This window comes from Pseudomonas sp. GB2N2, from assembly GCF_054897705.1.
Genome location: NZ_CM142701.1, coordinates 2505203 through 2519822 on the forward strand (window position 1 = coordinate 2505203; position 14620 = coordinate 2519822).

Annotated in this window: 12 protein-coding genes; 5 read left to right on the forward strand and 7 right to left on the reverse strand. The window is 60.5% G+C overall.

The genetic code is table 11. The features are described from left to right. Positions 1 to 115: 115 nt before the first annotated feature. The gene (locus tag ACYZT4_RS11675; RefSeq protein ID WP_461987913.1) at positions 116 to 796 is read left to right on the forward strand and encodes a heavy metal response regulator transcription factor; all 681 of its coding nucleotides are present in this window, start codon (positions 116 to 118) and stop codon (positions 794 to 796) included. Continuing rightward, entirely contained in the window at positions 796 to 2145 is a 1350-nt protein-coding gene (locus ACYZT4_RS11680; RefSeq protein WP_461987915.1) for a heavy metal sensor histidine kinase, read from the forward strand. The genes ACYZT4_RS11675 and ACYZT4_RS11680 overlap by 1 nt, the downstream gene beginning before the upstream one ends. Before the next feature lie 53 nt (positions 2146 to 2198). Here the strand turns inward: ACYZT4_RS11680 and ACYZT4_RS11685 are convergent, their stop codons facing one another. From ACYZT4_RS11685 to ACYZT4_RS11695, 3 genes are all read right to left on the reverse strand, one after another. Then, on the reverse strand, positions 2199 to 3443 hold the full coding sequence (locus tag ACYZT4_RS11685) for a lipoprotein-releasing ABC transporter permease subunit (protein WP_461987917.1): 1245 nt from the start codon (positions 3441 to 3443) through the stop codon (positions 2199 to 2201). A 65-nt stretch (positions 3444 to 3508) separates the two neighbouring features. After that, a complete protein-coding gene (gene lolD, locus ACYZT4_RS11690; RefSeq protein WP_461987918.1) occupies positions 3509 to 4192 on the reverse strand; it encodes a lipoprotein-releasing ABC transporter ATP-binding protein LolD in 684 nt (227 codons plus the stop codon). A 7-nt stretch (positions 4193 to 4199) separates the two neighbouring features. Beyond that, positions 4200 to 5450, reverse strand: coding sequence for a lipoprotein-releasing ABC transporter permease subunit (locus tag ACYZT4_RS11695; protein ID WP_461987920.1), 1251 nt, complete (start codon positions 5448 to 5450; stop codon positions 4200 to 4202). 94 nt (positions 5451 to 5544) lie between these two features. Here ACYZT4_RS11695 and ACYZT4_RS11700 point away from each other — a divergent pair, with 94 nt between their 5' ends. Together ACYZT4_RS11700 and ACYZT4_RS11705 are read left to right on the forward strand one after the other, a co-directional pair. Then, positions 5545 to 6123, forward strand: a complete 579-nt coding sequence (locus ACYZT4_RS11700; protein WP_461987922.1) for a PilZ domain-containing protein — start codon at positions 5545 to 5547, stop codon at positions 6121 to 6123. A gap of 14 nt (positions 6124 to 6137) precedes the next feature. Beyond that, positions 6138 to 6860, forward strand: coding sequence for a glycerophosphodiester phosphodiesterase (locus tag ACYZT4_RS11705; protein WP_461987924.1), 723 nt, complete (start codon positions 6138 to 6140; stop codon positions 6858 to 6860). 42 nt (positions 6861 to 6902) lie between these two features. Here the strand turns inward: ACYZT4_RS11705 and sthA are convergent, their stop codons facing one another. Together sthA and ACYZT4_RS11715 are read right to left on the reverse strand one after the other, a co-directional pair. After that, positions 6903 to 8297: a Si-specific NAD(P)(+) transhydrogenase gene (gene sthA, locus ACYZT4_RS11710; protein ID WP_262164907.1), complete on the reverse strand. Its 1395-nt coding sequence runs from the start codon at positions 8295 to 8297 to the stop codon at positions 6903 to 6905. Between the two features lie 208 nt (positions 8298 to 8505). Continuing rightward, entirely contained in the window at positions 8506 to 9504 is a 999-nt protein-coding gene (locus tag ACYZT4_RS11715) for an FAD:protein FMN transferase (RefSeq protein WP_461987926.1), read from the reverse strand. A gap of 117 nt (positions 9505 to 9621) precedes the next feature. Between ACYZT4_RS11715 and tcuC the strand changes: the two genes are divergently transcribed. Further along, positions 9622 to 10920 carry a tricarballylate/proton symporter TcuC gene (gene tcuC, locus ACYZT4_RS11720; protein WP_461987928.1) on the forward strand — a complete coding sequence of 433 codons (1299 nt, stop codon included), beginning with the start codon at positions 9622 to 9624 and terminating at the stop codon, positions 10918 to 10920. A 97-nt stretch (positions 10921 to 11017) separates the two neighbouring features. Here the strand turns inward: tcuC and ACYZT4_RS11725 are convergent, their stop codons facing one another. Together ACYZT4_RS11725 and ACYZT4_RS11730 are read right to left on the reverse strand one after the other, a co-directional pair. Beyond that, a complete protein-coding gene (locus tag ACYZT4_RS11725) occupies positions 11018 to 12457 on the reverse strand; it encodes an efflux transporter outer membrane subunit (RefSeq protein ID WP_461987929.1) in 1440 nt (479 codons plus the stop codon). 9 nt (positions 12458 to 12466) lie between these two features. After that, positions 12467 to 14620, reverse strand: coding sequence for a glycosyltransferase family 2 protein (locus ACYZT4_RS11730; RefSeq protein WP_461987931.1), 2154 nt, complete (start codon positions 14618 to 14620; stop codon positions 12467 to 12469).

Genomic DNA, 14620 nt, shown 5'->3' on the forward strand with positions numbered 1-14620 from the left:
TTTAAACTGCGGGCACTGCCCGCAACCTGACAGCCAGATTACAACTTTGTCAGGTTGACCTGTACCGGCACGCCCCACGGTATAAAGCGTTCGTTCCATTTGACCCGAGTTGACCATGAAACTGCTGATCGTCGAAGACCAAGCGAAAACCGGCCACTACCTGCGCCAAGGCCTGGCCGAGGCCGGGTTCAACACCGAACTGGTGGCCGACGGCATCAGCGGCCAGCAATTGGCATTGAGCGGCGACTACGCTTTGTTGATCCTCGATGTGATGCTGCCCGGCCGCGACGGCTGGCAAATCCTGCAAGCGGTGCGCAGCGCTGGCCTCGATACGCCGGTACTTTTTCTGACGGCACGGGACGCGGTGGAGGACAGAGTCCACGGACTCGAACTCGGCGCCGATGACTACCTGATAAAACCCTTCGCCTTCTCCGAGCTGTTGGCCCGGGTCCGCAGCCTCTTGCGCAGGGGCAGCGCCGCGTCGCAGGAAACCAGCATGCAACTGGCGGACTTGCGCCTGGACCTGATCCGCCGCCGCGTCGAGCGCAGTGGTCAGCGCATCGACCTGACCGCCAAGGAATTCGCCCTGCTGGAAATGCTTTTGCGTCGTCAGGGCGAAGTGCTGCCCAAATCGCTGATTGCTTCCCAGGTCTGGGACATGAATTTCGACAGCGACACCAATGTCATTGAAGTGGCGATCCGCCGTTTGCGCCTGAAAATCGACGACGAGTTCCCGAACAAGTTGATCCACACCGTGCGCGGCATGGGGTACGTCCTCGAAGAGCGTCCCGCCTGATGCGCCGACTGTCATTAAGTAGCCGTCTGGCGCTGCTGTTCGCCGCCTGCACCGCCGTGGTGTCGTTGTTCGCCGGAGTGCTGTTCAGTCGTGCCAGTGAGGCGCACTTTGTTGAGTTGGACCAGCAATTGCTGGACGGCAAGCTGATTGGCGTGCGCCGCGCGCTTCACGACATTCAGTCGCCTGACAGCGAAATAAAACTGGCGGATGAGTTGAGTCGTCAGGCCGATCTGTCGTTGCGAATTACCGGCAGTGACGGCCAACGCTGGTACGACAGCTCGGTGCGTCTGCCCGCCGAGTTGCCAAAAAAACCGGGGCTGTCCACGGTGAACGAAAACGGCACCGACTACCGCGTGCTGAATGCGCCGTTATTTGTCGACAAGCCCGAGTCTCCGCAATTGACCTTGCTGCTGGACATCACCCATCACCAGCATTTTCTGCAACGCATGCAGCACCTGATCTGGCTGACTGTTGGCTTGTCCGCCCTGGCCACGGCACTGCTCGGTGCCTGGGCGGCTCGCAGCGGGTTGCGGCCATTGCGACGCATGAGCGCGGTCGCCCGAGGTGTCTCGGCGCAATCGCTGAACGCTCGCCTGCCCGAAGAACACATGCCGCCCGAACTCGCGGAAATGGCCCACCACTTCAACGCCATGCTCGGACGCCTCGACGACTCTTTCCAGCGGCTCTCGGCGTTCTCTGCCGACATTGCCCATGAACTGCGCACGCCGCTGTCAAATCTGCTGACCCACACCCAAGTCACCCTCACCCGCCCACGGCCCCTCGAAGACTACCGCGAAGCGCTGCACAGCAACCTCGAAGAACTGCAATGGATGGCTCAGTTGGTCAACGACATGTTGTACCTGGCCAAGGCTGACCATGGTTTGTTGATGCCCAAACGTGAACCGCTGGAACTGGCGGAGGAAACGGATGTGTTGCTGGAGTTTTTTGCGCCACTGGCCGAGGACACGCGGGTGACGTTGAGTCGTGAAGGCACCGCGCGCATGCAGGGCGACCGCAGCATGTTACGACGGGCGCTGTCGAATTTGCTGGATAACGCGCTGCGGTTTACACCGGCCGAGGGTGAGGTTCGGGTGCGGATTGTCGATCTGGCGGAAGGTTTGAGTCTGACAATTGAGAACAGCGGCGATGGCATCGACGAAGCGTTGCTGCCGCGACTGTTTGACCGGTTTTATCGGGCGGATCCGGCACGGCAGGAAGGCAGCAGTGAACATGCGGGGTTGGGATTGGCGATTACCCAGTCGATCATTCGCGCCCATGGCGGGCAGATTCGTTGCGAATCAGGGAATGGGTGGACGCGGTTTGTGATTGAGTTGCCAAGGGGAGAATGAGGCCAGCAGGAACGGCCTCATCGCTGGCAAGCCAGCGATAGCGGTCTCAGGACTTACGAATACCTCAACGCATGAGCCGGCTCAATCTTCGCCGCCCGCCAAGCCGGGTAAACCGTCGCCAGGAAGCTCAACACAAACCCCGCCGAACAAATCAGCAACACATCACCGCCCTGCAATTCAGAAGGCAGGTTGCTGACGAAATACACATCGGAACTGAAGATGTGTTGTCCGCTGACCCGCTCCATCCAGCCCACCAGTTCACTGACGTTCAGCGCGGCGATCACGCCGAGCACACCGCCGATCAGGGTGCCGACCACCCCGATCACCGTGCCCTGGACCATGAAGATCGCCATGATCTGCCGTGGCGTGGCGCCGATGGTGCGCAGGATCGCGATGTCCGCGCCCTTGTCGTTCACCACCATGATCAGCGTGGCGATGATGTTGAACGCGGCCACCGCGACGATCATCAGCAACAGCAGGCCGATCATGGTTTTTTCCATTTTCATGGCGCTGAACAGGCTGCCCTGGGTGTGGGTCCAGTCGTCAGCCTTGTAAGCCGTGCCCAGACCGCCCGCGATTTCGCTGGACACCTGCGGCGCCGCGTACAAATCCTTCACTGCCAGACGCACGCTCTGCACCTGATTCGGCTGCCAATGCTGCATCTGCGCGGCATCGGCGACGTGAATCAGTGCCATCGAACCGTCCAGCTCCGCGCCGACCTTGAACACACCGACCACATTCAAGCGTTGCATGCGAGGGGTGATGCCCCCCGGTGCATTGCTGACTTCCGGCACGATCAGGGTGATCTTGTCGCCGACATTCAAGCGGAAACGCCGCGCCGTGATTTCGCCGATCACCACGCCGAACTCGCCCGGCTTCAGGTCATCGAGCTTGCCCTGAACGATGTGCTGGGCAACGATCGACACCTTGCCTTCCAGCGCCGGATCGACGCCGCTGACCTGAATCGGCTGCATCGTGCCTTTGTAGGACAGCATGCCTTCCATTTCAGTGAATGGCACGGCGGCGGTCACTTGCGGGTTCTTCATCGCGGCGGCCGCCACGGGCTGCCAGTCGTCAATCGGGTTAACGCCGACGATGGTCGCGTGGGGCACCATGCCGAGGATGCGCGAACTCATTTCGCGCTGGAAGCCGTTCATCACCGACAACACCACGATCATCGCCAGCACGCCCAGGGCGAGGCCGATCATCGAGGTCATCGAGATGAAGGAGACAAAGCGATTGCGGCGTTTGGCGCGGGTATAGCGCGTGCCGATAAAGATCGATAACGGTCTGAACATTCGCTGGGGCACCGTATAAAAATAAAAGACCCGACGTACTGTTGAGTACGCCGGGTTTCGGTCAATCAGATGGGCGTCAGGCAACCTTCCTGCAAGTGCAGGACGCGATCCATCTGGCGAGCCAGGTTCATATCATGAGTCACCACCAGGAACGCCGTGCGCAACGAGGTGCTGAGTTCCAGCATCAAATCCTGAATACCCTGGGCGGTGTGGGAGTCGAGGTTGCCGGTCGGCTCGTCGAGCATCACCAGACCTGGCTTGTTCACCAGGGCACGGGCGATGGCCACACGCTGGCGTTCACCACCGGACAACTCAGACGGTTTGTGTTCCAGACGATGCCCCAGCCCTACCCGCTCCAACAACGCCGTCGCCCGCTGACGCGCTTCCGGGATCGCGGTCTTGCCGATCAGCAGCGGCATACAGACGTTTTCCAGCGCGGTGAATTCCGGCAGCAAGTGGTGGAACTGGTACACGAACCCGAGGGAACGGTTACGCAGCAGGCCGCGATTTTTCTCGCTGAGTGCCGACAGCTCTTCGCCGTCGAGCCAGACGCTGCCCTTGGTCGGCGTGTCGAGACCGCCCAGCAGGTTGAGCAGAGTACTTTTGCCCGAGCCCGACGTACCGATAATCGCCACTCGCTCACCGGGGTGCAGTTCCAGTTGCAGTCCGGCCAGAACCTCTACCGACTCCGGGCCTTCCTCGTAGGATTTGCCCAGGTTGCGGCAGCTCAAGATTGCTTTTTCACTCATGCCCGACTCACTCATAACGTAGCGCCTCCGCAGGCTGGGTGCGCGCGGCACGCCAGGCTGGATACAGGGTGGCGAGGAAACTCAGGACCAACGCGGCGGCGCAGACCATCAACACATCCTGGCTCTGCACTTGCGACGGCAGGTAATCGATGAAATACACGTCGGCATTGAGGAATTTGTGCCCGATCAAGCCTTCGAGGGCCGAGATCGCGGCGCTGACGTTCAGCGCGGCGAAGATCCCGACCACGGCGCCGATCAACGTGCCGACCACCCCGATGACGGTGCCCTGGACCATGAAGATCGCCATGATCGACCGCGGCGTGGCGCCGAGGGTACGCAAAATCGCGATGTCGCTCTTCTTGTCGTTCACCACCATCACCAGGGTGGAAATGATGTTGAAGGCAGCGACGGCGACGATCAGCAGCAACAGCAGACCGATCATGGCTTTTTCCATGCGGATCGCCTGATACAGATTGCCGTGGGTGCGGGTCCAGTCGCGAGCGTAGTAATGGTCTTCGCCGAGCTGCTGGGCGATGTTCCACGCGGTGCGCGGCGCCTGGAACAGGTCGTCGAACTTCAGGCGGATGCCCTGCACCTGATCCGGTTTCCAGCGGTGCAGCCGGGCCAGGTCCTGCAGATTGGTGACGCCCAGGTAACCGTCGATCTCACCGGCGCCGACATGGAAGATGCCGACCACGGTGAAGCGCTTCATGCGCGGAAACATCCCGGCCGGGGTCACGGTGACTTCCGGCGCGACGAACGTCAGCTTGTCGCCGATGGCTGCGCCGAGCTTGGCAGCGGCCTTGTCGCCGATGACGATGCCGAAACTGCCGGGGGCGAGGTCGTCGAGTTTGCCCTGGAGCATGAACTTGTCGATGATCGACACCTGCCGTTCCAGCGCCGGATCGATGGCGTTGAGCAGCACCTTGGAGACCTTGCCGTTGTTGGTCAGCAAACCCTGCATCTGGGTAAACGGCGCCACGGCCGTGACCTGCGGGTTCTGCTTGACCTTGGCGGCCAGGCTTTGCCAGTCGCTGATCGGTTCGCTGGACTCGATGGTCGCGTGGGGCACCATGCCCAGCACGCGGGTGCGCATCTCATGATCGAAGCCATTCATCACCGACAGCACCACGATCATCACGATCACGCCGAGGGCAAGACCGATCATCGAGGTCAGGGAAATGAACGACACAAAATGATTGCGACGCTTTGCACGGGTGTAGCGCGTGCCAATAAATACGAAGAGAGGTCTGAACATGTCGGGGCTTGTTCGGAGGGAAAAGGAACGTCCTTGTGGCGGGGGTCGAAAACCAGCTTTACACTCAGACCACCGCCGCTACCATGGGTTCGCCATGTCGACATTAGATGAAGAAGATCGCCGCGAATACTACCGTATCGAGGACACGATCGCACTGGAAATTCGGCCCCTGTCCGCTCCCGAAGCCGCAGGCCAGGAAGTGTTGCAGGATGCTTCCCCACTCTTCAACCTGCTCAGCGAATTGCACTTGAGCGAATTCGAGTCGCAACACCTGCTGCGCCAGATCAGCGAGCGCGACCGCAACCTCGCTGCGCTCCTGAAATCTCAGAACAAACGCATCGACCTGCTCAGCCAGGTGATCGCCCTCACCGTGCTCGGGCAGATTGGCGAGCCGCAGCCGGTGATCATCTCCGAGGGCGGTATCGACTTCCAGCACCCGACCGCGATCGCTGTCGGCGCGCACCTGTCGGTGAAACTGGTGCTGATGCCGCAAGCCCTTGGCCTGTTGTTACGGGCGCGCGTCACCCATTGCGATCGCAAGGGCGGCGGCTACGACGTCGGCACCGAGTTCGAACGCCCCACCGATGCCCAGCGCCAACTGCTGGCTCGCTACATTTTGCAGAAGCAGGCCCAGGAACGACGTCTGGCCCGCGAAAACGAATCAGGCATTTAATTTAAGGAAGAACCGTGACCCTCATCTACGGCCATCGCGGCGCCAAGGGCGAAGCACCGGAAAACACCCTGATCAGCTTTCAGGAATGCCTCAAGCACGGCGTGCGCCGTTGCGAACTGGACCTGCATCTGTCGAAGGACAACGAGTTGATGGTCATCCACGACCCGACGCTCAAGCGCACCACCGACCGGCGCGGCAAAGTAGTCGAGCAGTCCGCCGCCGACCTGGTGACCTACGACGCACGCAAAGGCGGCCCGGGCTGGATCAAGCCGTGCCCGATTCCGACGCTGGAAGAATTGTTCGAGAAATGTCCGTTCGAGCACTGGCAGCTGGAAGTCAAAAGCGCTTCACGCACCCGCGCCGTCACCACGGTGCTGGCGATTCGGGAAATGGCTCAGCGTTTCGGCCTGCTAGACAAGGTCACGATCACCTCGAGCTCGCGGGAAGTGTTGAAAGCGGCGTTGGATCTGGTGCCGGACGTGTCTCGCGGACTGGTGGCCGAATACGCCTGGCTCGACCCTTTGAAGGTTGCGCAAAGCTATGGCTGCGAGATTCTGGCGCTGAACTGGACCCTGTGTACGCCGGAACGCCTGCAAAAGGCGCAGCGCCAGGGGTTGCATGTGTCGGTATGGACAGTCAACGAGCCCGCGCTGATGCGCAGACTCGCCGACTTCGGCGTTGACAGCCTGATTACAGACTTTCCCGGTTTGGCCACTGCCACCCTCGAGAATTGCTGAAATCGGTCTCCCCGGCCGGCTCAGGCCACCGGCCGGAGCCGCTCAAAAAAGCCGGTTGAGGCCGTCGTACGCGGCGACACGATAGGCTTCGGCCATGGTCGGGTAGTTGAACGTCGTGTTGACGAAGTACTTCAGGGTGTTCAGTTCACCCGGCTGGTTCATGATCGCCTGACCGATGTGCACGATCTCCGACGCCTGATAACCGAAGCAGTGCACGCCCAGCACTTCCAGCGTCTCGCGGTGGAACAGGATTTTCAGCATGCCCTGAGGCTCGCCGGCAATCTGTGCACGCGCCATGCTCTTGAAGAACGCCTTGCCGACTTCGTACGGCACCTTGGCCTGCGTCAGTTCCTGCTCGTTCTTGCCGATCGAGCTGATCTCCGGAATGGTGTAGATGCCGGTCGGCACGTCGTTGACGAAACGCCAGCTGCCATTATCGACAATGCTGCCCGCCGCCGAACGACCCTGGTCGTGCGCGGCACTGGCCAGGCTCGGCCAGCCAATCACGTCGCCCGCGCCATAGATATTCTGAATGCCGGTGCGATAAGCCTCGTCGACTTCGATCTGGCCACGGCTGTTGACCTTGACGCCGATGTTTTCCAGACCCAGTTGATCGGTGTTGCCGGTCCGACCGTTGCACCAGAGCAAGGCGTCGGCCTTGATCTTCTTGCCGGACTTGAGGTGCAGGATCACACCGTTGTCCACGCCTTCGACGCGGTCGTAGTCTTCGTTATGACGAACCGTGATGTTGTTGTTGCTGAAGTGATAACTCAACGCCTGGGAAATTTCCGAGTCGAGGAAGCTCAGCAACTGACCACGGTTGTCCACCAGCTCAACCAGTACGCCCAGACCACTGAAGATCGACGCGTATTCGCAACCGATCACACCAGCGCCATAAACAATGAGTTTGCGCGGGGTGTGGCCGAGGCTGAGGATGGTGTCGCTATCGTAGATACGCGGGTGGTGGAAATCGATGTCCGCTGGGCGATAAGGACGCGAACCGGTGGCGATGATGATGTGCTTGGCCACCAGTTTCTCGACCACGCCGTTGGCGCAGACCACTTCGATGGTTTGCTCGTCGGCGAAACTGCCGGTGCCGAAGAACACGTCGACGCGGTTACGGGCGTAGTAGCCGGTGCGCGAGGCGACTTGTTTGGAAATGACTTTCTCGGCGCTTTTCAGCACGTCCGGGAACGAGAACCAGCGCGGCTCACCAATGGCCCGGAACATCGGGTTGGTGTTGAACTGCATGATCTGTCGGACCGAGTGACGCAATGCCTTGGACGGGATGGTGCCCAGGTGGGTGCAGTTGCCGCCGACCTGGCGACGGCTGTCGACCATCGCCACCTTGCGCCCTGCTTTGGCGGCGTTCATTGCCGCGCCTTCTCCGGCCGGGCCGGAACCCAGCACCACCACGTCGTAGTTGTAGACAGCCATGCGTACTCCTCAGAACAGGCCGCGGCGCCCTCGGCACCTGCGGCTAAATCACGCCGATTCTGCGGCGTGAAGGAACAATTTGGGGCCAGTGCAGAACCCGGACACAGTCTATAGAAGCGTCAACGCCGCGCACATTAACCCTTGGTCGCGTCGTAGGCTACTTTTGCCTGCACTACAACGCCAGTCTTGAATGCGCAAATCGCCGCAATCATTCGGTTTTGCCGCCCGTTTTGCCGCCGGCGAGGCGCTCAAAAGCCTGATTGGTTCGTGTGACGAAACCTGTATCGGCACGAATCACAAAGAATGCACCGATGTTATGCATTTGCGCGTAGTCCCACCCCCGTTCAGGTCCGAGAATCAGCAACAGCGTCGACAAGCCATCGGCCATCAACGCGGAAGGATGAATTACCGTGACTGACGCCAGGGTGTGTGAGACCGGTGCACCGGTACGGGCATCGAAGGTGTGGGAATAACGCCGACCGTCCTGCTGGAAATAGTTGCGGTAGTCGCCGGAAGTGGAAACGCCATAGCCGTCGACATTGATAATGCGTTCGGCGACTTGTTGATCGTCGCGCGGTTCTTCCAACGCTATGCGCCACGAAGATCCATCGAGTTTTTTGCCGCAGGCCTTGAGTTCACCAGTGGCTTCGGCCAGGTAATCGTGGATGCCCAGCGCTTCGAGGCGGGCGGCAATCGTATCGACGGCGTAACCGGCAGCGATGCTGTTGAAGTCGACCTCGACCGCCGCGTCTTTGCATAACTGGTGGCCATCGATATGCAGATGCTGGCGGCCGACCCGCTGCCGCACTTCAGTCAGCGCCGCATCACTTGGGACTTTTTCCTCACGCCCTTGTGGGCCAAATCCCCAGAGATTCATCAGCGGTTCTACGGTCAGGTCGTAGGAGCCTTCGCTTTGTTGCGACAGCTGCTCGCCGACGCGAATTAATTCAAGAATCGACGCGGGCATGGTCTGACAGCGCTCGGCGGGCAGTTCGTTAAAGCGCGAGATATCAGAATCGCTGCGGTAGGTAGACATTTGCTTGTCGACCTCGGCGAGGATCTTCTCCACCTCGCTGCGTACCTGCGCAGGCTCGGGCAGATGGGCATGGCGCACGTATTTGATTGAATAAGTGCTGCCCATTGTCCGGCCGCCGAAGCTCTCCATGGAATCGCCATTGCCGCAGCCAGCCAAAACACCGGCCAGCATCACAACCACCTTCCAACGTCCAGTGAACAAATCTTCATCTCCCAGCAAAAGCACGCCGGCCATTATGGGGCACACGCGAAACGCTTTCTTACAAGATTTAAAAGTGAGTATCCAGACATGTCCTCCACGACCGGCAAAGGCAAGGCGATCTTTCGCGTTGTCAGCGGCAACTTCCTCGAAATGTTCGACTTCATGGTCTATGGCTTTTACGCCACGGCCATCGCCAAGACCTTCTTCCCTGCCGACAGCGCTTTCGCGTCCCTGATGTTATCGCTGGCCACGTTCGGTGCCGGCTTCCTCATGCGTCCGCTGGGGGCGATTTTCCTCGGCGCCTACATCGACCGTCATGGCCGCCGCAAAGGCCTGATCATCACCCTCGCGATGATGGCCGCCGGTACCGTGTTGATTGCGTGCGTGCCGGGCTACGCTACATTGGGTGTCGCAGCGCCGTTGATCGTGCTGTTCGGGCGATTGCTGCAAGGCTTCTCCGCCGGCGTGGAACTGGGCGGCGTGTCCGTGTATCTGGCAGAAATCTCAACGCCGGGCCGCAAAGGCTTCTTCGTCAGCTGGCAGTCCGCCAGCCAACAGGCAGCGGTGGTGTTTGCCGGCCTGCTGGGCGTCGGACTGAATCACTGGCTGAGCCCGGAACAAATGGGTGACTGGGGCTGGCGCGTGCCGTTCCTGATCGGGTGCATGATCGTGCCGGTGATCTTCGTGATTCGCCGTTCGCTGGAAGAAACCCCTGAGTTCCAGGCGCGTAAACACCGCCCTACGCTGCGGGAAATTGTCCGCTCGATTGGTCAGAATTTTGGCATCGTCATCGCAGGCATGGCGCTGGTGGTGATGACCACCGTGTCGTTCTACCTGATCACCGCCTACACCCCGACCTTCGGCAAAGCCGAACTGCACCTGTCGGACCTGGATGCATTATTGGTGACGGTGTGCATCGGCCTGTCGAACTTTTTCTGGCTTCCGGTGATGGGTGCCTTGTCCGACAAGATCGGGCGTAAACCCCTGCTGTTGGCGGCGACTATTCTGGCGATCCTAACGGCCTACCCGGCGCTGTCTTGGCTGGTAGCCAACCCGAGTTTCAGCCATTTGCTGATTGTCGAGCTATGGCTGTCGTTCCTGTATGGCTCGTACAACGGCGCCATGGTAGTCGCGCTGACCGAGATCATGCCGGTGGAAGTTCGTACAACCGGTTTCTCTTTGGCCTACAGCCTGGCGACCGCGACCTTCGGCGGGTTTACCCCGGCGGCCTGTACTTACCTGATTCATGTGCTGGACAACAAGGCTGCACCGGGGATCTGGCTCAGCGGTGCGGCGGTGATGGGGTTGATTGCGACGCTGGTGTTGTTCCATGGCAACAAGCATGAACTGCGTACGGCGCAGGCAGCGGTGGTCGGCGGCGCCTGATAGATCGCCATCGCGAGCAGGCTCACTCCCACAAGATCACCGAAATCCTGTAGGAGCGAGGCTGCCCCGCGAAGAGGCCCTAAAATTCACCACAGATTCATCGGTTAGCCATCTTCAACGACCCACTCCACCCGCCGCCCAACGCCTTGTACAACGTCACCTGATTGATCTCCCGCGCCAACTCCAGCTGCACCCATTCCTGCTGTGCATCGAACAGCGAACGCTGCGCGTCCATAGTAGAAAAATAGCTGTCCAATCCCCCTTCAAACCGTAAGCGCGACTGGCGATACGCCTCCTGATAATCCCACACCAGTTTTTTCTGGAACTCCACCTGGGTGAGCATTTCCTGGCGCGCGTTCAACGCATCCGCCGCTTCGCGAAAGGCGTTCTGCACGGTGGCTTCATAAGCCGCTGCCTGACCATCAAACCGCGCATGGCTGGCATCCACCTGCGCCCGCCGAGCACCGCCGTCGATCAAGGGCAACGTCCCTGCCAAGGCCACCGACCAGAACTCTGCCGGACCCGTGAGCAACCGGGAAAAATCCCCGGTCAGGCTGCCCAGCGCACCGGTCAGGGAAAACGTCGGGAAGTACGCCGTCCGGGCCGCGCCGATATCCGCATTGGCCGCACGCAATGACGCTTCCGCCGACATGATGTCCGGACGGCGTTCGATCAGTGACGCAGGCAAACCTGCGGGCACATCCAGCGTCGCCAATTTCTGACCCAACGCCCCGGTCGGCAGTAAACTCACCGGCACCGGCTGCCCCACCAGCACTCGCAACGCGTTGCTGTTCTGCGCCACGGCCATGCGATAGGTGTTGACCTGCACCGCCGCGGTGTTGGTTTGCGCATCGGCCTGGTGCACGTCGATCCGCGCGCTGGAGCCGAGGTTGAAACTCTTGCGCAGCAGCTGTCCGTAGCGGTCCTGGGATTGGTAGGTGGTCTGTGCGAGGTCGAGCAAATGCTGATTGGCCTTTAGGCTCAGCCAGGTGCTGGCCACTTCGCCGATCAGCGCCAGCCGCGCAGTCTGATAATCCGCCTCGGACGCTTCGAAGCGCGCCCCGGCGGCATTGCGCTGACTGCGGATGCGACCGAAAAAATCCAGTTCGTAGGATGTGAACCCGCCGGTTGCCTGAAAGGTGTTGGCAATGCTGCCAGAGCTGTCGCCGCCGTTGGGCGTGCGCACCAGTGGCGGCAACTTACTGCGTCCGGCGTAGGTGTCGATGCCGATTGTAGGAAAAAGCCCTGAGCGCGCACTGTCATACCCCGCCCGCGACTCTTCGACGCTGGCCGCAAACTGGCGCAGGCTGCGGTTGTTGACCAGGGCCATCTCGATCAACTGGCGCAGTCGGTCATCCACCACAAAACCGCGCCAGTCCTTGTCGAACGCCTGCTTGCCGACGCAGCACTCGCCCGTCGTGTTGGCCGGCCATTGCTGATCGATCGGTGCGTCGGGTTTCTCGTAGGTCGGTTCCAGCGAACATCCGCCGAGCAGCAGCAATGACATCAAGCAGGTAGTCGGTAAGCAACTGTTCATGGCGCGCACCTAAAAACGTTGGCCGAGCAAAGCTCGCAAGGGGGAAAGAAGCACAGACCACAAGCCTGACCGTCCGACATTGATGTGCGGCAGCGCCTGTCTTCTACGCGAACGAACACTGACCGGCCGCCACCGGCGCTGCGGCACGTAGGACGTTGCCTTGACCGGCGCGGGCAAACTCGGATGGCGACGTTTTTCGCCGAGCAACGCGCGACGCAGCAAGGTGCCGAACGCCAGCGCCGGTTCGGCCTTGCTCACGACATTGATCGATGCGTCACTGAACAGCCGCGCAATCAGCCGCCGCCGCAGGTCTTCATCGAGCTCGGCAAAGCGCAGGCCCAAATGGTCTTTACCGTGATTGCGCATGACCTCGACACTCAGCCAGCCCAGCTTGTCGACCCACATTTCGCCGCACAGGCCCGGCTTGATCGACGATGCGAACGCGCAACTCAACGACGCGCCGCTGAGGGAAATATCCACCAGTCGACCGGGAAGCACTTTGCCGCCGAAACGAAACCCGGTGGGTTTGTCGAACGGGAAACGCTCTTCGCCATGCAAGCGTGGGCGGTCGACACACGCCACCAATGTGGCCAGGTTGTAGATCAGTGCCACCACCGTCCAGCACAGGTTGAACAGCATGTTGCCGTCGAACGCGGCGGCGGTGCTGATAGCGATGTAAGCGCCGATCTGCGAAAACAGGGTCAAGGCAAAAAAGAACCCGAACAGTTTCCAGTGCACCATTGTCTTGGTCCGGTCGAGCCCTTTGGCGGTGACTTTGAACGGGCGCCCAAAGGGGCGGATCATCGCACTGGCAATCGTCGCCGTGACCGCCAAAGAAGCAACGATCTGCGTGACTTCGGTGAAAATCGGCAAGGTGCGCCGGTCCGTGACCCAGGTGCCGTAGCCCCAGAACGCAATCAATGCGGGCATGCCGAACGCCAGGAAATCCACCGGATTGGCGTAGAAACCGGCGATGCCGAAGTACCAGTACAACACCGGCGACACCAGCATCATCAAAATGAACGGCTTGGAAAACCAGTGCATCAGCCCGTGGATGTAGTGCAAGCGGTCGTTGAGCGTATAGCCGCCACCGCGCAACGGTCCGTCCTTGAGCAACGCCACCTGGATCGTGCCCAGGCACCAACGTCCACGCTGGTTGATGTATTCGGTCAGGCCTTCGGCAGACAGGCCGATCGACAGGCGCTCGTTCAACCAACGGGTGACGTAGCCTTTTTGCAGCAACCGATACGTGGTGTAGATGTCCTCGCAGACGGAACCTGTAGGAAAGCCGCCGATTTCGTTGATCAAATCGCGCCGCACCACGAAGGACGTGCCAACGCAGAACGCCGCATCCCAACCATCCTTCGCCGGTTGAAACACGTCGAAGAACACCCGCTGCTCATCCACCCAGCAGTCGGACGTACCAAGGTTGTGCTGGATCGGATCAGGGTTGTAGTAGAACTGCGGCGTTTGTACGAGGCCGACTTTCGGATCGTCGAACAGCCCCAGCGTACGCAGCAGGATCGGTTGCTGCGGCGCGAAGTCGGCGTCGAGCACCAGAATGTACGGCGCATTGCTGCCGGCCGCTGATTGGCGTAAACCGTTGTTGAGATTGCCGGCCTTGGCGTGGGAATTGTCCGGGCGCCGGGCATATTGCACGCCCATTTCGGCGCAGTAGTCGCGCAACCAGTCACGGCGCGTATCGTCGAGCACCCAGATGGTGAAGTTGGGGTAGTCGATGGCCTGGGCAGCAATAATGGTTTTTTCGAGGATCTCCAGGCCTTCGTTGTAGGTGGCGATGAAGATATCCACCGCCGGCGCGTTGCTGCCTTCAGCACGCAAGCGGCGCTCACCCGCATCGGCGTCCTTGCTGTGATCCGAGCGGCAGAGCATCACGACGATGGAAAACAATGTGTAACCAATCGCCAGCATTTCGAAAAACAGGAAGGTATAAGCCCAGACCGTGGCGAACCCGGAATGGTCGTCGGGCAAGGTGTCGCGAATCCGCCACGCCGCGTAGTTGACCAGCAACAATGCGGTGACGGCGCCGAACCCGGCACGTGCGGCCCATTGGTCCCGATGCGTCAGGCAGGTGAACAGAATCACCGCCGCCAGCGTCCAGAAGTTGATTTGCAACAGTTGCAGCGAGTCGAGTGCCTGCAT